The 23,142-nt window shown below is 38.8% G+C and carries 26 protein-coding genes; 6 read left to right on the top strand and 20 right to left on the bottom strand.

Going from position 1 to position 23,142, the window contains the following annotated elements; genetic code table 11:
• Positions 1 to 37: 37 nt before the first annotated feature.
• Positions 38 to 1,663 (bottom strand): pyridoxal-dependent aspartate 1-decarboxylase PanP, encoded by a 1,626-nt coding sequence (panP, locus tag H5092_RS16805; protein WP_024595231.1) that lies wholly within the window; start codon positions 1,661 to 1,663, stop codon positions 38 to 40.
• A 532-nt stretch (positions 1,664 to 2,195) separates the two neighbouring features.
• On the opposite strand from panP, the gene H5092_RS16810 reads away from it, so the two are divergent.
• Positions 2,196 to 4,076, top strand: a complete 1,881-nt coding sequence (locus tag H5092_RS16810) for a GGDEF domain-containing protein (protein ID WP_182734163.1) — start codon at positions 2,196 to 2,198, stop codon at positions 4,074 to 4,076.
• A 266-nt stretch (positions 4,077 to 4,342) separates the two neighbouring features.
• Here the strand turns inward: H5092_RS16810 and H5092_RS16815 are convergent, their stop codons facing one another.
• From H5092_RS16815 to folB, 8 genes are all read right to left on the bottom strand, one after another.
• Positions 4,343 to 5,020 (bottom strand): tRNA (guanosine(46)-N(7))-methyltransferase TrmB, encoded by a 678-nt coding sequence (locus tag H5092_RS16815; protein WP_024603594.1) that lies wholly within the window; start codon positions 5,018 to 5,020, stop codon positions 4,343 to 4,345.
• The gene (locus H5092_RS16820) at positions 5,020 to 5,787 is read right to left on the bottom strand and encodes an ABC transporter permease (protein WP_002961025.1); all 768 of its coding nucleotides are present in this window, start codon (positions 5,785 to 5,787) and stop codon (positions 5,020 to 5,022) included. The genes H5092_RS16815 and H5092_RS16820 overlap by 1 nt, the downstream gene beginning before the upstream one ends.
• Positions 5,788 to 6,717 carry an ABC transporter ATP-binding protein gene (locus tag H5092_RS16825; RefSeq protein WP_024595485.1) on the bottom strand — a complete coding sequence of 310 codons (930 nt, stop codon included), beginning with the start codon at positions 6,715 to 6,717 and terminating at the stop codon, positions 5,788 to 5,790.
• Positions 6,717 to 7,337 (bottom strand): flavin prenyltransferase UbiX, encoded by a 621-nt coding sequence (locus H5092_RS16830; RefSeq protein WP_002961027.1) that lies wholly within the window; start codon positions 7,335 to 7,337, stop codon positions 6,717 to 6,719. The genes H5092_RS16825 and H5092_RS16830 overlap by 1 nt, the downstream gene beginning before the upstream one ends.
• 1 nt (position 7,338) lies before the next feature.
• Complete coding sequence (gene mpl, locus H5092_RS16835) at positions 7,339 to 8,694, bottom strand: UDP-N-acetylmuramate:L-alanyl-gamma-D-glutamyl-meso-diaminopimelate ligase (RefSeq protein WP_182734165.1); 1,356 nt, start codon at positions 8,692 to 8,694, stop codon at positions 7,339 to 7,341.
• 175 nt (positions 8,695 to 8,869) lie between these two features.
• Positions 8,870 to 9,670 (bottom strand): undecaprenyl-diphosphate phosphatase, encoded by an 801-nt coding sequence (locus tag H5092_RS16840; protein WP_149603106.1) that lies wholly within the window; start codon positions 9,668 to 9,670, stop codon positions 8,870 to 8,872.
• The gene (gene folK / locus H5092_RS16845; RefSeq protein ID WP_024604057.1) at positions 9,667 to 10,155 is read right to left on the bottom strand and encodes a 2-amino-4-hydroxy-6-hydroxymethyldihydropteridine diphosphokinase; all 489 of its coding nucleotides are present in this window, start codon (positions 10,153 to 10,155) and stop codon (positions 9,667 to 9,669) included. The genes H5092_RS16840 and folK overlap by 4 nt, the downstream gene beginning before the upstream one ends.
• The gene (folB, locus tag H5092_RS16850; RefSeq protein WP_024604056.1) at positions 10,156 to 10,515 is read right to left on the bottom strand and encodes a dihydroneopterin aldolase; all 360 of its coding nucleotides are present in this window, start codon (positions 10,513 to 10,515) and stop codon (positions 10,156 to 10,158) included.
• A gap of 230 nt (positions 10,516 to 10,745) precedes the next feature.
• On the opposite strand from folB, the gene plsY reads away from it, so the two are divergent.
• On the top strand, positions 10,746 to 11,357 hold the full coding sequence (gene plsY, locus H5092_RS16855) for a glycerol-3-phosphate 1-O-acyltransferase PlsY (RefSeq protein ID WP_002961038.1): 612 nt from the start codon (positions 10,746 to 10,748) through the stop codon (positions 11,355 to 11,357).
• An 11-nt stretch (positions 11,358 to 11,368) separates the two neighbouring features.
• Here plsY and tsaD read toward each other — a convergent pair whose 3' ends face one another.
• The 3 genes from tsaD to H5092_RS16870 are packed head-to-tail and all read right to left on the bottom strand — an operon-like array spanning position 11,369 to position 13,357.
• Positions 11,369 to 12,382, bottom strand: a complete 1,014-nt coding sequence (tsaD, locus tag H5092_RS16860; RefSeq protein ID WP_182734167.1) for a tRNA (adenosine(37)-N6)-threonylcarbamoyltransferase complex transferase subunit TsaD — start codon at positions 12,380 to 12,382, stop codon at positions 11,369 to 11,371.
• Positions 12,383 to 12,420: 38 nt separating this feature from the next.
• Positions 12,421 to 13,011 (bottom strand): YjaG family protein, encoded by a 591-nt coding sequence (locus tag H5092_RS16865; protein WP_002961040.1) that lies wholly within the window; start codon positions 13,009 to 13,011, stop codon positions 12,421 to 12,423.
• On the bottom strand, positions 13,004 to 13,357 hold the full coding sequence (locus H5092_RS16870) for a DUF2007 domain-containing protein (protein WP_002961041.1): 354 nt from the start codon (positions 13,355 to 13,357) through the stop codon (positions 13,004 to 13,006). Before H5092_RS16870 ends, H5092_RS16865 begins: the two co-directional genes overlap by 8 nt.
• A 75-nt stretch (positions 13,358 to 13,432) precedes the next feature.
• Here H5092_RS16870 and H5092_RS16875 point away from each other — a divergent pair, with 75 nt between their 5' ends.
• The 3 genes from H5092_RS16875 to H5092_RS16885 all read left to right on the top strand — a co-directional run bounded on the left by H5092_RS16875 (position 13,433) and on the right by H5092_RS16885 (position 15,829).
• Positions 13,433 to 13,855, top strand: coding sequence for a DUF2721 domain-containing protein (locus H5092_RS16875; RefSeq protein WP_002961042.1), 423 nt, complete (start codon positions 13,433 to 13,435; stop codon positions 13,853 to 13,855).
• Positions 13,856 to 14,232: 377 nt separating this feature from the next.
• Entirely contained in the window at positions 14,233 to 15,117 is an 885-nt protein-coding gene (locus tag H5092_RS16880) for a LysR family transcriptional regulator (RefSeq protein ID WP_182720489.1), read from the top strand.
• A 91-nt stretch (positions 15,118 to 15,208) separates the two neighbouring features.
• Positions 15,209 to 15,829 carry a 2OG-Fe(II) oxygenase gene (locus H5092_RS16885; protein WP_154903688.1) on the top strand — a complete coding sequence of 207 codons (621 nt, stop codon included), beginning with the start codon at positions 15,209 to 15,211 and terminating at the stop codon, positions 15,827 to 15,829.
• A 38-nt stretch (positions 15,830 to 15,867) separates the two neighbouring features.
• On the opposite strand, the gene ubiA is transcribed toward H5092_RS16885, so the two are convergent.
• Both ubiA and H5092_RS16895 read right to left on the bottom strand, forming a co-directional pair.
• Positions 15,868 to 16,746, bottom strand: a complete 879-nt coding sequence (gene ubiA / locus H5092_RS16890; protein WP_039489667.1) for a 4-hydroxybenzoate octaprenyltransferase — start codon at positions 16,744 to 16,746, stop codon at positions 15,868 to 15,870.
• Complete coding sequence (locus tag H5092_RS16895; RefSeq protein ID WP_002961048.1) at positions 16,743 to 17,282, bottom strand: chorismate lyase; 540 nt, start codon at positions 17,280 to 17,282, stop codon at positions 16,743 to 16,745. The genes ubiA and H5092_RS16895 overlap by 4 nt, the downstream gene beginning before the upstream one ends.
• 154 nt (positions 17,283 to 17,436) lie before the next feature.
• Here H5092_RS16895 and H5092_RS16900 point away from each other — a divergent pair, with 154 nt between their 5' ends.
• Complete coding sequence (locus H5092_RS16900) at positions 17,437 to 17,835, top strand: flagellar basal body-associated protein FliL (protein ID WP_002961049.1); 399 nt, start codon at positions 17,437 to 17,439, stop codon at positions 17,833 to 17,835.
• Positions 17,836 to 17,838: 3 nt separating this feature from the next.
• Here the strand turns inward: H5092_RS16900 and glpG are convergent, their stop codons facing one another.
• The 6 genes from glpG to H5092_RS16930 all read right to left on the bottom strand — a co-directional run bounded on the left by glpG (position 17,839) and on the right by H5092_RS16930 (position 23,090).
• Positions 17,839 to 18,657: a rhomboid family intramembrane serine protease GlpG gene (gene glpG / locus H5092_RS16905; RefSeq protein WP_024595695.1), complete on the bottom strand. Its 819-nt coding sequence runs from the start codon at positions 18,655 to 18,657 to the stop codon at positions 17,839 to 17,841.
• A complete protein-coding gene (gene glpE, locus H5092_RS16910; protein WP_010554397.1) occupies positions 18,654 to 18,971 on the bottom strand; it encodes a thiosulfate sulfurtransferase GlpE in 318 nt (105 codons plus the stop codon). Before glpE ends, glpG begins: the two co-directional genes overlap by 4 nt.
• 68 nt (positions 18,972 to 19,039) lie before the next feature.
• Positions 19,040 to 20,065, bottom strand: a complete 1,026-nt coding sequence (gene tdh / locus H5092_RS16915) for an L-threonine 3-dehydrogenase (RefSeq protein ID WP_182734169.1) — start codon at positions 20,063 to 20,065, stop codon at positions 19,040 to 19,042.
• A gap of 50 nt (positions 20,066 to 20,115) precedes the next feature.
• Positions 20,116 to 21,309: a glycine C-acetyltransferase gene (locus tag H5092_RS16920; protein WP_002961055.1), complete on the bottom strand. Its 1,194-nt coding sequence runs from the start codon at positions 21,307 to 21,309 to the stop codon at positions 20,116 to 20,118.
• A 159-nt stretch (positions 21,310 to 21,468) separates the two neighbouring features.
• Positions 21,469 to 22,032: a D-glycero-beta-D-manno-heptose 1,7-bisphosphate 7-phosphatase gene (gene gmhB, locus H5092_RS16925; protein WP_182734171.1), complete on the bottom strand. Its 564-nt coding sequence runs from the start codon at positions 22,030 to 22,032 to the stop codon at positions 21,469 to 21,471.
• Complete coding sequence (locus tag H5092_RS16930) at positions 22,032 to 23,090, bottom strand: glycosyltransferase family 9 protein (RefSeq protein ID WP_182734174.1); 1,059 nt, start codon at positions 23,088 to 23,090, stop codon at positions 22,032 to 22,034. The genes gmhB and H5092_RS16930 overlap by 1 nt, the downstream gene beginning before the upstream one ends.
• Positions 23,091 to 23,142: the final 52 nt, after the last annotated feature.

A 23,142-nucleotide genomic window follows, 5' to 3' on the forward strand; every position in this document is an offset into this window, starting at 1 on the left:
AAAAAAGGGTCCTTATGGACCCTTTTTTGTATTTAGATTACATATACTTTCTCAAGTATTTTTTGAATACCGGATCTGTTGCAGCCAACTCTTTTTGCTCAGCTAATATCTCTTTTAAAATAGCGCCTGAGGTAAGCGGGTTAGCAAGAACCACTCTAAATACAACCGTTGGTTGATTGTCGTATTTAGAAGGCGTTAAGCGTGTACGTGATACAAATGAGCGACCTGACTCGCGTTGACGCTTTTGCATACTGGCAGTAAAACGGTTCAGTGAAGCAAAAATATCTAACCGAGTTGCAGCATCTGCATCGGCTATTGCTTGTTTAATTTGCTTAGGTACATAACGATACGTTAATAAGCACAACTCAGGCTCCGAAATAAGCTCAAAGTCTTCATCAGCCTTAATTAAATCAGCAAAGTAATGTGCTTTTTTGATGCTTCGATCAATCAGCATTTCGTAACCTTTACGACCAATAACACGTAAGCAAGCATGTACTAACATTGCCATACCAGGTCGGCTGCCTTCAAGCGTGTGGCTACCTAAGTCTTTTGAACCTTTACGTAATATATACTCAGCGTGATGTTCTATTGCATCAGTTGCAGCGGGGTCTTTAAATAAAACCAAACCCGCTCCCATTGGTACATACATTTGTTTATGTGCATCGATGGTAATTGAATCTGCTCGCTCAATCCCTTTTAGTAAAGGACGGTGCGTACTCGATAAAAGGGTCGCTCCCCCCCATGCTGCATCTACATGAAAATGGCAGTTAATGTCTTGTGCTAAGTCGGCCATTTCATCAAGTGGGTCAATATTACCGGTTTCGGTTGTCCCCGCGACCCCAATAATCGCCATTACTTTAATACCTTGCGCTTCAAGCTCACGTGCTTTTTCGCGCATAGCTCCTACATCAACTTTATTATTTTCACAGGTTTTAATACCAATTAAGTTATCGCGACCAATGCCGAGTAAATCAACCGATTTACCTAATGAGTAATGCCCGCGTTCTGATATTAATACTGCTAAACCTTTATAACCGTAATGCAGCATACCAGCAATTAAGCCTTGTGCACCTATGCCTCTAAAATCGCCATCAGGTTTTAATAAGCGGTTTCGCGCAATCCAAAGCGCAGTAATATTAGCAACCGTACCACCAGAGCAAAATGCACCTAATGAGGTTTTAGCACTGTGCATCCATTTAGAATAAAATGAGTCTTCTTGCCCATAAGCTAAATGATGCATCATCCCAAGCACTTGACGCTCAAGAGGCGTAAACGCTTTAGATGTTTCTATTTTTACTAGATTTTGATTTAGCCCTACCATCAATTTTGACAGCGGTAATAAAAAGTGCGGCAAGGCAGAGGTCATGTGACCAATAAAACTAGGCGCAGCTGTATGCACAGAATGTGCAACAAGTTGCTCCATTATGTCTTGGGCATAAGCAGAGACAAACGTTGGATCTTCTGGGATCACTGCCGATTGAAAATCTTTTTCTATTTCATGTAATGGTTTTTCAATTGCCGCTATATTTTCGTTTAGAAAACCTGCTAAATTACTCGAAATTTCAAGCTCGATTTTGCTTAAAGTTGAGTCTGGCGCTTCAGGTACAGTAAATATACGCTTAAGGCTTTCTTTAGAGGCGACGGCACAACGCTTTTGATCCATCTTAATACCTAGTGTGTGTGTAGCTAAAACACGCGCTTACCCATCAAAAACGCCTACTTATTAGGACATTTGGAGCAATCGTGTTTCTTTAAAAATTGCGCTAACTTTACTGCAATATAACTAAAATGTCTCGTTTAAACCTATAAAAGCAATCAAAGCGATGACAAAAAAATGATAATTTAGGGTCTATTTATCTTTCAAGGTTAAATTTGCAGCAGCCTGTTTGGTATTTAGGCAAGGCAGCGCCTATGTAGTGTGGTTATTCCCCATAAATAGGCGATAACGTAGCATTAATGCCAAACAGGCGTTGCCCAAAGGGTTCTGCCTAGGGTCTATTTACTCTTTGTTGCTCGGTTTTTACTTAGACCACTAGGTTACAAATCTCGCGCCGCGATTAAATCGCCCCTAGTTTGAACAAATTATAATCCGCAAAGATAAACAGACCCTAATTAAAACTCTACCAAACCTAATTATTTATTGGGCATTTACTTATTTTGGGTATAATAAATTTGATAACAAAAAAGGGACACATATGCCAGAAGGAAGAGTCAAAGTTAGTTGGATAGTGGCAGGCTTTAGCTTGTTTTTAATAAGCTTGCTAACCTACGTTTACTACACTTACCAAACCACGCGTGCTGAAATAATGCAGTCGGTTGATAATCGCTTACTTAATGCCGCCACCAGCGTTAAACATATTTTAGGTGACGATTATTTAAGTGCGGTTAATCAAGGCGATAATATAAGTTTTTCTTACTATCAAGATAAAAGTAAACAACTCTCTGAGTTTGCTCAAGCACTTGATATTGCTTATGTCTATTCAATGATTTTAAAAGACGGTAAGGTGCTTTTTAGCTCATCAAGCTACACGCAAGACGATCAGAATAATGGCAAGGTAACTCAATTTTTAGATCTCTACCCTGAAGCTACCGATGCAAATATAAGTGCTTTTTATTCAACAGAGCCAGTATTTGAAATATCGAGCGATCAGTGGGGCCACTTTAAAACAATTTTTATTCCTTACGTTGACCCAATCAACGGCAATACCTATTTAACGGGTGCCGATATAACTATTTATGATTTAAACGAGAAACTTAAAGAAAGCGTATCAAAAGCAGCTGCAATGGCTAGCTTCTTCTTTTTTATCGCGATACTCGTTGCCGCCATATATATTTATTTACTAAAACGGTCTTTAGCAACTGACTCAAGTACTGGTTTTTCAAATCATATTGCACTTGAGTACTTTATTAAAAAAAGTAATGCTCATCACATGCAATTAGCCGTTATTTGGGTTAATGAAATAGAAGATATAAACAGTTTTTATGGCACTGAAGTGGGTGACAAGGTAATGAAAAACTTACTTATTCACTTTAAACTTAGAAGCTCTACGCATTGCCATATATACAGACTAGCAACAAATAAAATAGTATTACTCGCGCCTAAGGAAATGAGTAATGACGAATTTACCGACCTCGTAAAAACATATAACTTTAATACACCGGTATTAACTGACCCTTTTATCTACATAACCCTATGTGCAGGTATTGCCAGTGGTAATAAATCGCTACTACTTGAAAACGCTCATATAGCAGCGCTGCAAGCTAAACAAGGCAGGCATAGTGTAGTTAACTACTCAAAAGCGCTACACGATGTAAAAACGCAATATCAGTACAATGTAGAAATGGCTAAAGAAGTGCGAGAAGCGTTTGATAACAATCGTATAGTGCCTTACTTTCAACCCATTATTGACACAAATACCAATAAGGTCGTTCAATACGAATGTTTAGCTCGAATGGTAACAGCGCAAGGGGAAGTATTAAAACCTGATGCATTTTTAAATGTTGTTACCCGCTCAAGAATGGACGGAATACTTACCCGTACTATATTTTCACAATGTGTTAGTCGCTTTAGAAAAACCGATATTTGCTGGAGTTTAAATATAACAGCACAAGATATGCTCGACCCTAATTTAAGTGAGTTTATTGCGGACGAACTTAAGCGCTACCCGCATCCTGGTAATATCACATTAGAGCTTTTAGAAACCCAAGCTATTGCCAACTTCTCTGAAGTAAAAGCATTTATTGGAATGGTTAAAACGAAAGGCGTTAAGGTTATTATTGATGACTTTGGTAGTGGTTATTCAAATATATCAAACGTACTTAAGCTTGAAGTAGATGGTATTAAATTAGATGGCGCACTAATAAAGCAAATAGTGAATGACAAAGATATCTACTTGTTTATTGAGCATATAGCCAGCTTTGCTAATCAACTTGGTTTACAATTAATGGCAGAATCGGTAGAAAATACAGCCATAGTAACCGCACTTAAAAAGGCGAATGTGACACTAATGCAAGGCAATTATTTTGCCCACCCAGTGCCACATGTTAATACGGTTACAGAAGAATTAGCACTTTGACTTACTTTAACCAGGGCGTGTTGATCTTTGTGGATTGAAATTTGTTCAATCTAGGGGCGATTAAATCGCGGCGCGAGGTTTGTAACCTAGTGGGCTAAGTAAAAACTGAGCAACAAAGAGTTAATCGTCCCTAGAAAGAACCCAAAGGGCAGCACATGTTTGGTCTTTATGCTGCGTTATCGCCTATTTATGGGGAATAACCACACTACATAGGCTCCGCCTTGCCTAAAAACCAAACATGCTGCTGCAAAATCAATCACGAAAGGTCAACACGCCCTAGGTAAGTTTATAACGAGTCGGTGGCTTTGCTGGCCACTGGCCCAGTATTTACGCTCAAAAGGCGTAATTGCATCGTCTGACTCATAAAGTGTTACATCGCAAGGGTTGCCTGTTAATTCAAGCGCCCGAGCAAACTCCTTAACGTAAATATCCCAATTGCTGCGCACTTCTAATTTTCCACCTAACTTAACGATAAATGGAAAAATAGCTGCGCCATGCCAGCGCCTACGAATATGCTTAGATTTAGGCCACGGGTTTGGATACAACAAATAATGGTGCGTAGGTTGCCAATTGGCGGCTACCGCTAAACGCCAAAAGTCATTTAAATCTGCTTGCACTAAGATGTACTGACCACTGTCGGTTTGCTTATATTCAACATCATGCTTATCTAATCGGTGCGAAGATTTATCAATTCCAACTATAAGTGCATCAGGGTGGCGCTTAGCTAAGTTAGCTGAGCTTTCACCCACGCCACAACACGAGTCCAAAATAAGCGGGCCACTAAAGGCTTGTACTTTAGCATTAACCTCGTCAAATGCAGTTTGCGTATGCGCTGCTATTGGCTTTTTAAATTCAGCATCTAAGTGCTTATTTACTATTTCATCAAGCTTTTCGTGAATACCCGCTTGATTAGATACAATACTACGTGAATTTGCATCACTCATTAGTGTCTTAGCCCCACACCTTTTTTAATTAAAGTTAGCGCTAAAGTAAATAACACCGTAATAAACACCAAAATAACACCTAGCGCTACACTTAAATCAACATCCGACACACCTAAAAAGCCATAGCGAAATGCATTTACCATGTAAATAATAGGATTTATTTGCGATACGTTTTGCCAAAATTCTGGCAATAACGTTATTGAATAAAATACACCGCCTAAGTAAGTTAATGGCGTTAGTATAAAGGTGGGAATAATGCTTATATCGTCAAAGCTATTTGCGTAAATTGCATTAATTAAACCACCTAAAGCAAACACAGCTGAGGTTAAAATAACGGTCGCCATAATTACAAAAATATTATGAATTTGAATATCAACAAATAACAACGATACACAAGTAACTATAAAGCCCACCATAATACCGCGCGTCATACCGCCGCCCATATAACCCAGTACAATGATGTAATTAGGCACAGGTGCAACTAAAAGCTCTTCAATGCTTTTTTGAAATTTTGTTGAATAAAAACTAGAGGCTACGTTGGAATAGGAATTAGTAATAACCGACATCATTATAAGGCCAGGTACAATAAACTCCATATAACTAAAGCCGCCCATATCACCAATACGTGAACCAATTAAGTTACCAAAAATAACAAAATATAAGCTCATCGTAATTGCTGGCGGCACTAAGGTTTGCACCCAGATACGTAAAAAACGAATACACTCTTTAATCCATAAACTCTTTAAGGCTACGCCATATTTAAACATTTATTCGCCCCGCCCTTGCTCTAATAATCCTACAAATAACTCTTCTAGTCTGTTTGCTTTATTTCGCATACTCAATACTGTATTACCTTGGGTTGTTAATGCGCTAAATACCGCATTTAAGCCCTGTGATTTAGCGACTTCTACTTCAACAGTATGATCGTCCGTCATCGTAAACTTATAACCTTCAAGCGTGACAGGGTTTGCTGGCATTTTTAAATCTAAAATAAAGGTTTCTTTATCAAGTTTTGCAAGCAGTGCTTTAATGGTGGTGTTTTCAACAATTCGACCAGAATCAATAATCGCTATGTTTTTACACAGTAACTCAGCTTCTTCAAGGTAGTGTGTGGTTAAAATAATAGTAACGCCTTGCTCATTTATTTGGCGTAAAAAATCCCACATTGAACGACGAAGTTCAATGTCTACACCCGCTGTTGGCTCATCAAGTATAAGTAATTTTGGCTCGTGCATAAGGGCGCGTGCAATCATTAATCGACGTTTCATTCCGCCTGAAAGCGTACGTGCTTGCTTGTCTTTTTTCTCTAATAAACCCAGCTGTGCAAGGTATTTATCAGCACGTTTATGGGCTTCGCCACGTGGCACACCATAATAACCGGCTTGGTTAACCAGTATTTGGCTAAGCGTTTCAAACTGGCTAAAGTTAAATTCTTGCGGCACTAAGCCTAAATGCGCTTTTGCAGCTTCTAAATCAGTATCAATATCACAGCCAAATACTTCTACTTTGCCTTTTGTTTTATTAACAAGTGACGAAATAACACCAATAGTAGTTGATTTACCAGCTCCATTTGGACCAAGCAAAGCGAAAAAATCGCCCTCTTCAACTTGTAAATCAACGCCTTTAATAGCCTCAACACCATTTTTATAAACCTTGGTAAGGCCTTCTATATTTAAAGCAATATTTTGCTTATTCATTACTTACCCTCACCATAACCCCAACGTTTTGTTAGGTTATGCTCAATGTTTAAATGATCTAAAATTCTCGCCACCATAAAATCAACTAAGTCTTCAATACTTTGTGGCTTATGATAAAAACCAGGTGCGGCTGGCATAATTGTTACCCCTAAACGAGATAACTTAAGCATGTTTTCTAAATGAATTTCGTTAAATGGTGTTTCGCGAGGCACTAAAATGAGCTGTCCGCGTTCTTTAATTACCACATCAGCGGCGCGCTCTAATAAATTATCAGACGCCCCCACTGCAATTGCAGAAACCGATCCGGCACTACATGGGCATACTACCATTTTTTTAGGAGCAGCAGAGCCCGAAGCTACTGGGCTAAACCAGTTATCTTTACCGTATACTTTTAGCTGTTCAGGCTTGGCATTAAACAGCGTACTTAACTGCTCTGTGGCTTTATCTTCATTACCAGAGAGCTTAATATTTGATTCTGTATCAAGCACCACGCGTGCTGCACTTGAAATGAGAACGTAGACCTGAAATTGCTGCTCTAGTAATACTTCAAGTAACCTAAGCCCATAAGGCGCACCCGATGCACCACTAAAAGCGAGCGTAATTCTATCTTTAAATTGCACACTATTCTCCGCTGTATTTATCAGCTAAGCCATCAACAAGGTGTTGATGAAGGCCATTAAAGCCGCCATTGCTCATAATTAAAATATGCTGATTAGGCTCAATATTTTCAAGCACCGTATCAATAATTGTTTGCGTGCTGCTAAAGCACTGCATGCCTGCTTTATCTGCTTGCTCTTTTAGCGACCAATTTAGATTCTCTGGTTCAAAAAGGAGTACGTTGTCAGCATCACGCAGTGAATCTAATAATGTATATTGGTGCACGCCCATTTTCATGGTGTTTGAGCGCGGCTCTAAAATAGCGATAATTTTTTCATCGCCTACTTTTGCGCGCAATCCTGCAAGCGTAGTTTTAATTGCTGTTGGGTGATGCGCAAAGTCGTCATACACTTTAATATTATTTATATCCGCTTTTAGCTCCATACGCCTTTTAGGGCTAATAAATTCTTCTAACGCATCAATACTATGATCAACAGCTATACCCACATGGCGCGCTGCTGCGATAGTCATAATCGCATTTTTAACGTTATGCTCGCCTATTGCTTGCCAACAGACAGTGCCCTGCTTTTCGCCATTAAGTAATACATTAAACTCACTTCCATCGGCTTTTATTAATTCATAGCTCCAATCATCGCCTAGCGTTTCGCTTTCGCTCCAAAGCCCTTGTGCTATTACATCATTAAGCGCTACGTCTTGCTTTGGCCAAATTACCTTGCCGCTTTGAGGTAATGTACGCATTAAGTGATGAAATTGTTTTTTTATTGCGTTTAAATCTTCAAAAATATCAGCGTGATCGAATTCAAGATTATTTAAGATAAGTGTACGCGGGAGGTAATGCACAAACTTACTGCGCTTATCAAAAAAAGCAGTGTCGTATTCATCGGCTTCAATAACAAAAAATGGCGTTTCACCCACTTTTGCCGATACACCAAAATTTTGCACTATGCCGCCAATTAAAAACCCTGGTTTCAAACCTGCGTACTCTAACACCCACGCAAGCATACTTGCTGTGGTTGTTTTACCATGCGTACCAGCAACCGCAAGCACCCAAGAATCTTGCAGTAAGTTATGCTTAAGCCACTCAGGGCCTGAAGTATAAGGCAGGCCTTTATCAAGCACATATTCAACACATGGGTTACCCCGGCTCATTGCATTACCAATAACGACCATATCTGGCTTTGGCTCTAACTGAGATACCGCATAGCCTTGAGTTAGTTCAATGCCAAGCTCTTCAAGTTGCGTACTCATTGGTGGGTATACGTTCTGATCAGAACCCGTTACTTTATGACCTAATGACTTAGCAATGGCTGCAATGCCACCCATAAACGTGCCACAAATGCCCAAAATATGTATATGCATATACTTTCCTTAAATCGTATGCTCACTTTACAGCTATGCAAAGTTTAATGGCGCTATAATGCCAAAATTCGTGCTTAGTTACCATTGCGAGTAAGCACTTCACTCGTGCCAAAATGACCACTTGATAATAAAAAAGCCTTCTTAATTAGAAGGCTTTTTTATTAGTCATTATTTGCTACATCATTAAAAATACTATTAAACCTACACCGAGCAATAAACGATATATCACAAATGGCAACATGCCCATTCGCTCTATTACTTTTAAAAACATAAATATACATGCATAAGCCGATAAGAACGATAGCACTACACCTAGTAATAATGTATTCCAATCAACCACATGGTCACCCAAAGCAAGCTCTGCAGTATAATAAAGCCCCATCATAGAAATAATTGGAATTGCCAGTAAGAACGAAAAACGCGCTGCGCTTTGCTTATTCATTCCAAGCATTAAACCAGCTGTCATCGTGATACCTGAGCGAGAAGTTCCCGGGATCATTGCAACAGCTTGTGCAAAACCAATAATAAGTGCTGTTTTCCAATTAAGCTGATAAATAGTTTTAATCTGCTTACCTTTTGCATCCGCGTACCAAAGCAATAAACCAAACACAATTGTGGTAGTAGCAATTACCCAAGCGCTTCGTAGGTACAACTCTATAAAGTCTTTTAAAAGTAAGCCTAAAATAGCGGCAGGCACAGTGCCTAAAATTATCCACCAACCTAGCTTACTATCATCAGTAGTACCCTGTGCTCCAAAGGATTTAAACCACGCACTGAGTATGTCGACGACCTCTTTGCGAAAATAAATAACAACAGCAATTAAAGTACCAACATGGACTGCCACGTCAAACGCAAGCCCTTGATCTTCCCAGCCTAAAATTTGCGATGGGAGAATTAAGTGCGCAGAACTAGATATTGGTAAAAACTCAGTAAATCCCTGTATGAGGGCTAAAATAATTATTTCGATGATACTCATGGGTTAGAAAACTCCACCTTCCATAGCTTTTGTTGAGGGTTATTATATTCATTCCATAACTGCGCAATCGTTTGTTTAGCTACAGGATGATAGAAATCTGGGGCAACCTCGCTAAGAGGTTGTAATACAAATGCGTTTTTAGTTATTTCATCTCGTGGTAATTGTGCTGGAGAAGCGCAAATTACATCATCATAAAATAGTAAATCTAAATCGAGCGTTCGTGGACTAAACTTTTTATCGTTCGCTGTGCGTCCATTATCACGCTCTATTTGTTTTAATAAAGCGCATACATCAACAAGCGACATATCAGTTGTAGCGCCAACGACTGAATTATAAAAATTATTGCCAGCAAACCCTACTGCTTCACTTTCAAAAACAGACGAGTGTACAATATGTTCAAAGTGCTGCTTAAGTGCAATTAATGCACATTGTATATAATGCGCTTTATTTATATTTGACCCTAGGCTGATATAAATTTGAGCCATTTAGTCAGTTGCCTTAACACGTGTAATTTCAACACCTACAGTTTGCGCTTGTGCTACTGCTGCTGGTTTACTTACTCTTATAGTAACTTGTGGAGTATTAAACTCGCTTAAAATAATATGCGCTAATTGTTCAACTAAAGTTTCTAGCAACTCTACAGGTTTTAAAGTGCAGTGCTCAATAACTCGCTCACTTACTTTTGAGTAATCGAGTGCTAAATTAATATCGTCATTTTCAGCTGCAGGCTTAATATCGCTTAGCATTTCAATATCAAAATAAAGGCTCTGTTTACTTTCTTTTTCAAAGTCGTACACTCCAATAATAGTGTCGACGTGCAATTGAGATATAAAAACCTTATCCATTGATACTCCAAATAACAACAAACTACTAAGCAACTATACTAAGCATCAATAAAATTAATACTGTATATGGTTTAGCCAGTGTTTAAATATGTAAAAATAACTTCTACAATAGCAAAATAACTAAACTAGCTATTAAATAGCCTGTTAATAATTTTTACGATAAATTTTGCTGCCAATAATAGCCTAAAAGCACTATCAATTGGTATAGCAATTAAAAAATAAGGAAGCGCGTGTTAGCCACTATAATGTTTGTTTTAGCTTATTTACTTGGGTCGATTTCGTCGGCTATTTTAGTGTCGCGGTTGTTCAAACTTCCAGACCCTCGTAATAGTGGTTCTAACAACCCAGGAGCTACAAATGTTTATAGATTAGGCGGAGCATTTCCGGCTTGCTTGGTTCTAGTGTTTGATATTTTAAAAGGCACTATTCCGGTATGGGGGGCTTATTTTTTAGAAGTTGAACCTTTAGAGCTTGGTTTAGTCGCAGTAGCTGCTTGTTTAGGCCATATGTACCCACTGTTTTTTAGCTTCAAAGGCGGTAAAGCCGTAGCAACGGCATTTGGCTCATTATTACCTATTGGCTTATCATTGGCTGGTTTACTTGTGTGTACTTGGTTAGTTATAGTGGCAATAACACGCTATTCATCACTGGCGGCGCTTGTTGCTGTATCTCTAGCGCCCTTGTATACATGGCTAATAAAGCCACTTTATACTCTTCCCGTTACTTTTATCACGCTGTTAATTATATTTCGTCACCGTACTAATATTATTCGATTATTTAGTGGGGAAGAACCAAAAGTGGGTGCTAAAAAAGCACCCACCGATGAAAACAAAAATATCTAAAATATGAGTCATTAAATCGGCTCAAGGCTATCTATAGGCCAACGAGGTTTTGTTTTCATATCAAGCGTGGCAAATTGCCCTGCTTTTAAACGTTGCATTCCGGCATAAGCAATCATTGCACCATTGTCGGTACAAAATTCAGTACGCGGATAAAACACTTCGCCTTTCATACCCTTCATTACGCGTTCAAGCTGCAGTCGAAGCTGTGTATTTGCACTCACACCACCGGCGATGACCAAACGCTTAATACCTGTTTGTTTAAGCGCACGCTTACACTTAATAACGAGCGTATCAATAACCGCCGTTTGAAATGCATGCGCTATATCAGCTTTGGTTTGATCGTCGTCGTCATTTTCACGAATCGTGATTGATGCCGCTGTTTTTAAACCACTAAAACTAAAATCAAGTCCTGGCTTGTCGGTCATAGGGCGAGGAAATACAAAACGCTTTGCTACGCCTTGTTCGGCCATTTTAGCTAAGCGTGGACCACCGGGGTAATCAAGACCAAGTAACTTAGCCGTTTTATCAAAGGCCTCGCCTGCGGCATCATCAACTGACTCACCTAGTACTTCGTATTGTCCAATACCTGCTACTTTAACCATCATGGTATGACCGCCCGATACAAGCAATGCAATAAACGGAAACTCAGGGGTATTTTCCTCAAGCATCGGAGCAAGTAAATGCCCTTCCATGTGATGTACTGCTACCGCAGGTATATCCCAACCGTATGCTAATGAACGACCAATAGACGTACCTACCAATAATGCACCAACTAGACCTGGGCCTGCAGTATAAGCAATACCGTCTAAATCTTCAGGGCCACAACCTGCTTGTACAAAAGCTGCATCTATAAGTGGTAATGTTTTACGAACATGATCGCGCGATGCAAGTTCCGGCACTACACCGCCGTAATCAGCGTGTACTTTTACTTGGCTGTATAATTGATGAGCTAACAAGCCTTTTTCGTCATCATATATTGCAATACCCGTTTCATCACATGACGATTCAATGCCTAAAATTCGCACTGTACTTCTCCTGCCTTTTAAATTCTACTTTGCTTCTTTTATAACGTAAGACCAATATTTGTTTGGCCATCTTCAAGGGCAAACTTTTTAAGTGCCTTTACGCTATCAGAGGTAATACGCCCCATATTTTCTACAAAATCAATTAGCTCACCTAATACTTCAATTTCGTACTGCATTAATGGGTGCTCTCTCACTGCTGTGTTATCAGCAATCTCACCTTCAACCGTCATTTGATATTCAATAAAGCGAGCCACTGTTGCTTGAGATATTTTGCTCACACTAATGAACTCTTGCTCATCTTGCGCCACTAAACCGTGCATTAAGCTAAGTAAAGACGTTGCAGCATCAATAGCAGGATAAGTACCAAACATATCAAAATCAGCAAGTTCAGGAACATTTGGCTCTATTTTTTCAACTTGTTTTTCGAGATCTATTTTACTTTTAGGCAGTAAGATTTTTTCCCAACAAACATTAAGCGAATTACGTAATAAGGTTTCATCACCAAACCCCGTTGCTTCGCTAAATAAACCGTAATTTGGCAGCATTCGCTCTATTAAAGCACTTGCTAAGACGGCCTTTTGTAAATAGTTAAGCTCTCTAATACGCTGAAAATTATTTGCTTTAGTCATTCTTTAACGTCTCACACGACCAACAAAAATCAAATGTTGATCCATTATGCTCATTACAATTAGGGCATACCCAATCTGGAGCGGATTGTTTTACTTGTTGATAGTTTACCAATATTTGCCGCGCATGGCGCTCTTTTATCGCATAAACCTGCACACTAACTTGCGCCTGATCATATGGAATTTCTCCAAGCGCCCCTTGGAGCATCTCGCCTTTAATTTTACACTCTATTCCAGCAGTTTGTATTAAGCCTTTTACGATATTCGCTTCCAAGGTATTTTCAGCTTTATAAATTGTAACCCATTGAAAAGAGCTATCTGTTGAATTGTTATTATTAATATTTTGCAATATTCACCTCATTTATTTTGTGTTAACAATATCCTGCGCTAAATTATTAGCATGCTGTACTTTTAAGGAATAAACATGACACTAACAACCCCAGGCTTACTTTTTCCGGCCATATCGCTGCTATTACTCGCCTATACAAACCGATTTTTAGTTTTAGCGCAATTAATTAGGGAGCTAAATGCGCGTGAAGGTGAATCTATTCGGCCTGTTGTAGTGGCTCAAATCACTAACTTACGTAAACGTATTAAGCTAATTAGAACGATGCAAGTGTACGGGGTAGCCTCTTTTCTACTGTGTACACTATCAATGTTTGCATTATTTATTGAGTTTAATGCCACAGGAATTATTTTATTTGGCATTAGCTTAGCTTGCTTAAGTTTATCGTTATTAACGTCTTTATTTGAAATACATATTTCCTGTGATGCAATCGAGATAGAACTACAAAGCATTGAAAATAAACCACTAAGTAGCCGAATAAATAGAAATTTTGTAAAATAGTTTATTATAAATAAAACACTCTATTATTTGTCACAATCATGTTGTATGAACGCCCCTTTTTGGGGCGTACTTTTTTATTAATTAGAACAATTTAATCCAAATATACTAACTAACTTACTGACTACAAATAAGTTTACTTAGCTAGCCCATTGCAAAAACATAGATAAAATACAATAAACAACTAGTTATGAATTTAAAAAGTAATACTATTTGGTCGCTTTTCTCTTTAATTAATACTAAAAGGGGGGTATCCTGCTGGAAACACGTATGAACTTGCAACCGTATTTCAATATAGAATTTTACTAAACTTTAGAATAGAAATTAATATATTTGATGTCCGTGGTATCTGCGACTTACTTATAAAAAGGGACTATAAAGTGAGATTTGAACAATTAGAGCAATTTGTAGCACTTGGTATATTACGTCATTTTAGACAAGCTGCTGAACAAACCCAAATTAGTACTTCAGCGCTAACGCGCAGCATTCAAACACTTGAAGATGAAATGGGATATGAGTTAGTAAAACGCTCAACACGCTCTGTTAAATTAACGCCAGAAGGCGAGCTTTTTCTAGAATATGCTAAAACAACCCTATCGGAACTTGAGCTAACGAAAAAGCGGATTTTTCAATCAGTAAACGGTAATGCCAATGAAAAGCTCGTTATTGGGTATACCAATAAGGCAAGCAGCATAGTACCTATTTCTTGTGGACAGTTTTTAGCTCAATACCCTCATATAAAAATTGAGATGCAGCTACAAGATCAGCAAGAGTTAACACGCAAACTCCAACAAGGTGAAATAGACATTAGCGTATACTCTCAAGCTATTAATAGTATTGGCAGTGACATTCACTTACCTGATCAGCTTGTGTTATTTGTTTCAAAAAACCACCCTCTTGCCCATAAAAACGATATAAGTAAACAAAACCTTGATAACTATCCGATGTTTGGCTGTTTCTCTGAGTCTAAACAAGTACAAACTATGCTTAATGAAGCAATTGATTCTTTAAATAAATCATCAAGTATTAAAGTGGGCAGTATTGAGCAAGTAATGGCAGGTGTAGTTAAATCAGATCATTTTGCTATTGCAAGCATTGAACATGCTAATGCAATCGCAGAGAATTCTGAATTAGTACAACTTAAAACAAATAAAGATTTAAACCACGAACAACTCGTTGTACAAACAAGCCAACAGACGTCGATTACTGAACATGTAGAGCATTTACTATCGCTTATAAAAAAAGCGGGTGCTGCATTTAGCTAATCTGATGTTTCAAAAAGTGCGGCACAATAAACAGTAGCTTTTAACAGCTTTTCGGCTACACTGTCGCACCTTTTTTAAACAGCTGATGTGAATGAACACACTTTTTGGTCCTGATGTCTATTTAGATGATATAGAACGCCAAGGATATACCGTAATTCATAACGCGCTTATTGCTGATTTAGTTAACGATTTAGTTGCAGACTGCCACCGTATAAACCCTCACTTTAGCCTTGCTGGTATTGGTCGATTAAATGACTTACAAATAGATAAAGCCGTACGTACTGATAAAACCTATTGGTTTGACGGCAGCTCTCAAGCACAGCTTACCTATCAAGCAATAATGCAAAGTATAAAGACCACGTTAAATCGCAGTTTTTTTATGGGGTTATTTGATTACGAATGCCATTATGCAAAATATACACAGGGTGATTTTTACAAAAAGCACTTAGATGCATTTAAAGGTCGCTCTAATCGAGTATTTACAACGGTACTTTATTTAAATACGCCTAAGCAAGGTGGCGAACTTGTTATTTATAAACCTAAAAGTAAAGAGATAGAAATAACAATTAAACCAACTGCTGGCACATTAGTAATGTTTGAAAGCGAACGCTTTGCCCACGAAGTACTTCCCGCCGTTGACGATCGCTATTCTATTGCAGGCTGGTTTAGGAAAAACGCCTCTATTAGCGGCATTATTGATCCGCCCCGATAACTCCTAATAGAGCATTTTAACAGCCTTTATTGAGGCTTTTAAAATGCTATTGGGTATGAAAGTAATAACCCTATAAAGATGGCCAAACCCACGTAATGATTATTTAAAAACGCTTTAAAACAGGCATCTCTTTCACGTTTATGAATAAGCGTTTGTTGGTATGCCAATAGGCCCACAGCAATACTTAAACCAACGCCAAATGCGACACTTAAATGATTGCTTATACCAATAAAAGCAACCAACGCTATAAATACAGCATTAAGTAAAAAGATAATATGGCGGTCGTATTTACCAAATAAAATAGCGGTTGATTTTACCCCTATTTTTAAATCGTCGTCCCTATCAACCATCGCATACATGGTGTCGTAAGCCACTGTCCAGCAAATATTGGCTATAAATAATAACCATGCCTGCTGTGGTAGTGCATTAATTGAAGCCATATACGCCATAGGAATAGCCCAACCAAATGCAGCCCCTAAAACAACTTGAGGTAACTGTGTATAGCGCTTCATAAAGGGGTAACAAAAGGCTAAAGCCAAAGCACCAAAAGAAAGCAAAATAGTATTAACGCTAAGCATTAATACTAAAATGAACGCAATAACTATGAGTAGTAAAAATAGACTAAGTGCTTCACCACTACTCACCTGCCCTGAAGCTAGCGGCCGTTGAGCTGTGCGTTTTACCGAGCCGTCTATTTTTCTATCTGCAAAATCATTAATTACACACCCTGCGCTACGCATAACAACAACGCCCAGCGTAAATACAATAAAGTTGAGTAAGCTCGGCATCCCACTATTAGCAAGCCATAAAGCCCAGTATGTTGGCCAAAGTAATAACAAGGTACCAATGGGCTTATCTATACGCATTAACTGTATATAATAAGGAATATGTTTTGGCTTTAAAGCGGCTAATTTCATGAGTATAAATATGCTCCAGGTAAAAACACTTCACACACTAAAAACTTATATTCTTTGAGTGAGAATACACTTCGACGCCCTAGTAAGTTTTTCTCGGGTAAGTTCAATTTTGTAACTAATTGCTGAATAGGGTGCGTGTCATCAAAATAAGCAATTTCTATATCCGTTCTTTTTAATGCTGGGTCTTGAAAAATCACATCACCTAAAGGACGCTCGCCCATATTGTGCAAAGGATTAATAGAATCATTTTTAGGAAGCCAGCTTTGTGCGTACACCACAGGTTTGTTATCGCACAGTAAGAGAACTTCTCTATTAATAGCTGTTTTAGCTGTGCTGTTTAGTAGTAAGTTTTGCTCTGGGCTTAAAGTAAATAACTGCTCACTTAATACCTTTACATTAAAAGTTTTTGAGTTACTTTTTAATTTAGCCGTTAATGAATTCTGTTCAAAAAGCCACTCTTGCTCTAGAGGAGATAAGTCACTTATATAAGAAGTGGACTGCCAATTAGCAGATATAGACAGAGGATAAGTAATCACAATAGCTCAACAAAATAAAAAACAACGAGATGATACCATTGCCAAAGCTTTTGAAAAAGTGATGTTTTATAACCATAAATAATTGCTTGGCGCTGTTTATTACCTACTATTAAGTATAAACTATTTGTAACAAGTTTTAAGAAACGCTTTAAATATGAAAAAAATAGTATACGCAGGTCTTTTTACGTTCTTTGTAAGCGTTATAAGCTTTACAGCTCGTGCTGAATCCACAGTTGGTTATTTTGGTTTTGAGCCTGATATAATCACCAACTACATTGGCGCATCAAGTAAAAAAATGGGCTATGTGCGTGTAACTATTGATTTAATGCTTACTGATACTTCTGATATTGCAGTGGTTGAACACCACACGCCATTACTTCGTGATGCCCTAGTAGAGATTTTATCTAAAGAACCAGAAGAAAAAATAAAATCACTCACTGGCCGTGAAGAAATACGTGCAAAGTGCGCCGAAAAACTAAAAAGCCTGCTAAAAGAAGAAACAGGACAAGAGATCATCCGTGAAGTCTTGTTCACTAAATATTTATATCATTAGTATTTAACGTTTTGCGTTAAATATTTTGGCGGTATAGGCAAAAGCCATGCCGCTAAGTAACCCACCTAAGTGCGCCCAATTAGCCATACCTACAAACAATACATCAGCAAACCCAAGCACTAACCAAATCAACATAAAGCCAACAATAGCCGTACTTACAAGCGCAGGCTTGTTAGGATTTAAAAAGCTATGAATCCAGCAAAAACCAAGTAGCCCATACACCACACCACTCAAGCCGCCAAAATTGGGGCCAACCATTAAGTATTGTGCCCAATTACTTATAAGTGCAGTTACTAAAAACAAACCTATTAGGGTGAGTTTTCCGCATTGTTTTTCGATATTGTCACCAAGCGACATCCACCAAATTAAATTAAACACTATATGCATCGCGCTAAAATGTACGAGGGCGGGCGTTAACCAACTTAAAGGCTGCGTAGGTTTAAACTGCATCATGGTGTAAATGGTCTCAAAACCACCTAGTAAAAAAGCAAAATAAATTATAACGCTTACAATACTTACGGTTTGATTTAACCAGCTAAGCGCTTTAAATCGCGTCATTAGATTAAGTGATTGCCCTTGGTATTTAAGCGGCGATTGTGTGCTACCTACATCCCATGAAGCTTGTTGATAGCGTTCATGGTTTGGGTTTTGTGTAAATTCGGCCCATAAAGGTTGTATTTGATGAAAATGCTCAGGCGCAACACTAATAATGACATTGCTACCATCTGAGGAGCTTAATTGTCCTTGTAAACCTTGGCTTTTTAAATAATCTATAAAGCCCTGTGCGGCGCGCGGGTTATTTAAACTGCCAAGCTCTATCATCGCTCTACTTTCTCGCTGTAAGCAGCTTCCCAAGCTGTAAAGCCGCCATCCATACTGTAAACGTCTTCAAAACCTTGCTCAACTAAGTAGCTAGCTGCGCCTTGTGAGCTCATACCGTGGTAGCAGACAATAATAATTGGCTGATCGAATTCTTTTTCCATCATAAATTGTGCGATATTACCGTTAGAAAGTGCTTCTGAGCCTGGAATACGACCAGCTTGATACGAATTAGGATCGCGAATATCTGCAATTACCACGTCTTCTTTATCTAAAAGCTCTAACGTTTGCGCTATAGAAATATGTTTAAATGCCATTGAAATCTCTTTAATTAATAGTATAAAAAAGGCGGCTAAAGCCGCCCTTCTTGTAATTTAGTTAGGAACTAATCCCAGTTTAAAATTACTTTACCTGACTGACCTGAAATCATCATATCAAAGCCAGCTTGGAAGTCATCCACAGAATATTGATGTGTAATGATTGGGTTTAAATCTAGGCCAGATTGAATCAAGCTTGCCATTTTGTACCACGTTTCGAACATTTCGCGACCGTAAATACCTTTAATCACTAAACCTTTAAAAATAACTTGGTTCCAGTCAACTGCCATATCTGATGGTGGAATACCTAGCATGGCAATTTTACCGCCGTGGTTCATGTTATTAAGCATTGAATTAAACGCGCTTGGCACACCTGACATTTCAAGGCCAATATCAAAGCCCTCTGTCATACCTAAGTCTTTTATTACGTCTTCAAGCTTTTCGCTTGCCACGTTTACAGCACGTGAAGCACCCATTTTACGTGCTAAATCTAGGCGATATTCGTTTACGTCGGTAATAACAACGTGGCGAGCACCCACGTGTTTTGCTACAGCTGCTGCCATAATACCAATTGGGCCTGCACCAGTGATAAGTACATCTTCGCCAACTAAGTCAAACGATAGTGCGGTATGAACTGCGTTACCAAATGGGTCGAAAATAGAAGCGAGTTCGTCAGAAATATTATCTGGAATTTTAAATGCGTTAAATGCAGGAATAACTAAATATTCGGCAAACGCACCTTCACGGTTTACACCTACACCCGTTGTATTACGGCATAAATGTACACGCCCTGCACGACAATTTCGACAATGCCCACACGTAATATGCCCTTCGCCAGATACGCGGTCGCCAACCTGAAAGCCACGAACTTCTTGGCCCATATCAACGACTTCACCAACATATTCATGGCCAACAACCATAGGCGTTGGAATGGTTTTACTTGCCCATTCGTCCCACTTGTAAATATGTACGTCGGTACCACAAATAGCTGTTTTGCGAATTTTAATCAGTAAGTCGTTATGACCTACTTCTGGCTTTGGTGCATCTGTCATCCAAATGCCCGGTTCTGCTTTTAATTTTGATAATGCTTTCATAATCCACACTCAATTAAAAAACCGAAGCGAGGCTTCGGTTTAAAATAAAATTAAATAACGCCCATTTCTTTACCAATACGGGTAAATGCATCGATAGCTGTATCGAGTTGCTCAATACTATGTGCCGCTGAAATTTGTGTACGAATACGCGCTTGCCCTTTTGGTACTACAGGGAATGAAAAACCGGTTACGTAAATGCCTTCAGCAAGTAATTTATCAGCCATTAACGAGGCTACTTTGGCATCTCCTAGCATTACGGGGATAATTGCATGATCTTTACCTGCACACGTAAAACCAGCAGCTTCCATTTGCTCACGGAAATATTTAGCATTTGACCAAAGTTTGGCGCGAAGCTCGCCGCCATTTTCAAGCATTTCAAGTACTTTAATTGATGCAGTAACAATTGAAGGCGCTAATGAGTTTGAGAACAAGTATGGGCGTGAACGCTGACGTAACCATTCAACAATTTCTTTTTTACCTGATGTATAACCACCTGAAGCACCGCCCAGCGCCTTACCTAATGTACCGGTGATAATATCTACACGGTCTAATACATTACAGTACTCAGGTGTACCCTTACCGTTTTCGCCAACAAAGCCAACTGCGTGAGAGTCATCTACCATTACAAGCGCATCATATTTATCGGCTAAGTCGCACACAGCTTCTAAATTACAAATAACGCCGTCCATAGAAAACACGCCATCGGTAGCAATTAGTTTAGTTTTAGCACCGGCTTCGTCTGCTGCAATAAGTTGCTTCTCAAGATCAGCCATGTCGTTATTTGCATAACGAAAACGTTTAGCTTTACATAAACGTACACCGTCAATAATTGATGCATGATTTAATGAATCAGAAATAATAGCGTCTTCTGCGCCTAAAATAGTTTCGAACAAACCTGTATTTGCGTCAAAACATGAAGAATATAAAATAGTATCTTCTGTTTCTAAAAACGCACTGATTTTTTGCTCTAGTGTTTTATGGATATCTTGCGTGCCACAAATAAAACGTACTGAAGCCACACCAAAACCATGATTATTTAAACCATTTTGCGCCGCTTCAATTAACTCTGGGCTATTAGCTAAACCTAAGTAGTTATTAGCACAAAAGTTGATTACTTTACCTGATGCAACTTCGATTTGAGCTTGCTGCTGGGACTTAATAATACGTTCGTTTTTATACAAACCTTCGGTTTTTACGTCTTCAATTTGCTGTTGTAACTGGCTAAAAAAAGCAGATGCTCTCATCTAGGTTCTCCATCTATTTGAACGGGTAAACAACCGCACTTTCACGGCTGTTTATTATGCGGGGTATTGTAAAAGTTTAATGGGTAAAATGCACGGTTTGCAGTTCGTCGCAAACACCCTCAGTTGGAAGGAATTCCTGCCAGTTTACAGGCTGTTTATTTATGTGTTTAAAAGTGCAGGTAAACTACTTATAGAATCGATAATTAAATCAGCTTCTTGCTTAGCGCTTTCGTCAAAGCTTTGCCCTGAACGCACTAAAACACGGGTAGTGATCCCTGCTTTTTTCGCAGCATGCATATCACTGAGTTTATCGCCCACCATAATACTGCAAGCAGGGTCGATATTATGCTCTTGTATGCCTTGTAATAACATACCTGGCGCAGGCTTTCTGCAACTGCACTCTTTCAAATATTCAGGGCCCGCTTTTTTAGGGTGATGCGGGCAAAAATACACATCGGTAACTGCAATGCTGTGGGCACTAAACTGGTCTTTCATCCACTCGGTCAGTGCTAAAAAATCAGCTTCGGTGTAATAACCTCGACCAATTCCAGATTGATTAGTGACGATTATGATTTTATAGCCTGCATCATAAAATGTTTTACAAGTACTAAAAACACCGTCAATAAATTCAAATTTATCGCTTTGATACACATAACCATGATCAACATTTACCACGCCATCTCGGTCTAAAAAAAGCGCTTTATTTTTTTGTTGTGCATTCATTACAAAGACTCTTTTTGTACAACATGGTCAAACATCGCTTTTACATCATCAACTGTAATTTGGCTCATTAAATCATCGCCTTTTACGCGTGTCCCCCACGGTACTTGCTCAGCCGTTTTACCTGTTTGCTTAAACAAGTTTTGATGATAAACCTCTACCACGTAGTCTTGATATAAATAAGGACCTGTGCGTGCTGGATTTGAATGTGCATATAAACCAATAACCGGCGTACCAACTGTTACTGCCATATGCGCAGGACCCGTATCGGGCGCAAGCACTAAGCTGCCACGCTTTAAAACGCACAACAACTCTTTGAGTTTTGTTTTACCTACTAAATTTAAAATAGGCGTGTTGCTGTGCTCAATAACGCTATTTGCTAGGTTAATTTCAAGCTCTGTTGGGCCACCCGTCAATACCACCTTAAAGCCTTGCTCGCTTGCATAATCAGCCAATGTGGCATAACGATCAGCGAGCCAATTACGCTGCGCTTTACTAGCTGCGGGCGATATTACTAATAGTTTATTAGTTAGGTATTCTGATGTTAATAACTCATCTGCAACCGCTTGGTCTTGCTCGGTGTATGGCATGTCCCAACTCGGTTTATAATCAGAAACACCAATGGCTTTTGCAAAACCTTTAAAGCCTTCAAGCACATGCGCCTGGGCTTGTGGGTCTATTCGTTTATTAATAAATAAGCTGTGCAATTCTTTTGAACGAGCCCTATCGAACCCTATTTTTACTTTTGCAGGAATACAACGCGCTACAAACCCAGCCCTTAATGCAACTTGCATATTAAGAAGCACATCAAATTTTTGGTTGTTTAAGCGTTGCTTTAAGCTTTTAAGCGCTGCTTTGCCTTGCTTTTTATCAAATACCACCAGCTCAACACCCGGTAAGTCAGCAAGTAGCATGGCTTCTATTTTGCCAATTACCCAGGTGATTTTTGCATTCGGGTGTGCCTTTTGAATAGCTTGTACTGCACTCACAGCATGACATACGTCACCAATGGCAGAGAGTCTTAATATACAAATAGATGAATAATTAGGAGCTTGAGTCACACATTCCCTTAGGTATTAAATACAAAAGCCGATCTTAAATTATAATCACGCT

This window comes from Pseudoalteromonas sp. SR41-7, assembly GCF_014163935.1.
GTDB lineage: Bacteria > Pseudomonadota > Gammaproteobacteria > Enterobacterales > Alteromonadaceae > Pseudoalteromonas > Pseudoalteromonas distincta.

Coding starts and splice junctions, on each gene's coding strand:
- panP (WP_024595231.1), bottom strand. CDS start 1,663: ATGGATCAAAAGCGTTGTGCCGTCGCCTCTAAAGAAAGCCTTAAGCGT.
- H5092_RS16810 (WP_182734163.1), top strand. CDS start 2,196: ATGCCAGAAGGAAGAGTCAAAGTTAGTTGGATAGTGGCAGGCTTTAGC.
- H5092_RS16815 (WP_024603594.1), bottom strand. CDS start 5,020: ATGAGTGATGCAAATTCACGTAGTATTGTATCTAATCAAGCGGGTATT.
- H5092_RS16820 (WP_002961025.1), bottom strand. CDS start 5,787: ATGTTTAAATATGGCGTAGCCTTAAAGAGTTTATGGATTAAAGAGTGT.
- H5092_RS16825 (WP_024595485.1), bottom strand. CDS start 6,717: ATGAATAAGCAAAATATTGCTTTAAATATAGAAGGCCTTACCAAGGTT.
- mpl (WP_182734165.1), bottom strand. CDS start 8,694: ATGCATATACATATTTTGGGCATTTGTGGCACGTTTATGGGTGGCATT.
- H5092_RS16840 (WP_149603106.1), bottom strand. CDS start 9,670: ATGAGTATCATCGAAATAATTATTTTAGCCCTCATACAGGGATTTACT.
- folK (WP_024604057.1), bottom strand. CDS start 10,155: ATGGCTCAAATTTATATCAGCCTAGGGTCAAATATAAATAAAGCGCAT.
- folB (WP_024604056.1), bottom strand. CDS start 10,515: ATGGATAAGGTTTTTATATCTCAATTGCACGTCGACACTATTATTGGA.
- H5092_RS16865 (WP_002961040.1), bottom strand. CDS start 13,011: ATGACTAAAGCAAATAATTTTCAGCGTATTAGAGAGCTTAACTATTTA.
- H5092_RS16875 (WP_002961042.1), top strand. CDS start 13,433: ATGACACTAACAACCCCAGGCTTACTTTTTCCGGCCATATCGCTGCTA.
- H5092_RS16885 (WP_154903688.1), top strand. CDS start 15,209: ATGAACACACTTTTTGGTCCTGATGTCTATTTAGATGATATAGAACGC.
- ubiA (WP_039489667.1), bottom strand. CDS start 16,746: ATGAAATTAGCCGCTTTAAAGCCAAAACATATTCCTTATTATATACAG.
- H5092_RS16900 (WP_002961049.1), top strand. CDS start 17,437: ATGAAAAAAATAGTATACGCAGGTCTTTTTACGTTCTTTGTAAGCGTT.
- glpG (WP_024595695.1), bottom strand. CDS start 18,657: ATGATAGAGCTTGGCAGTTTAAATAACCCGCGCGCCGCACAGGGCTTT.
- glpE (WP_010554397.1), bottom strand. CDS start 18,971: ATGGCATTTAAACATATTTCTATAGCGCAAACGTTAGAGCTTTTAGAT.
- tdh (WP_182734169.1), bottom strand. CDS start 20,065: ATGAAAGCATTATCAAAATTAAAAGCAGAACCGGGCATTTGGATGACA.
- H5092_RS16920 (WP_002961055.1), bottom strand. CDS start 21,309: ATGAGAGCATCTGCTTTTTTTAGCCAGTTACAACAGCAAATTGAAGAC.
- gmhB (WP_182734171.1), bottom strand. CDS start 22,032: ATGAATGCACAACAAAAAAATAAAGCGCTTTTTTTAGACCGAGATGGC.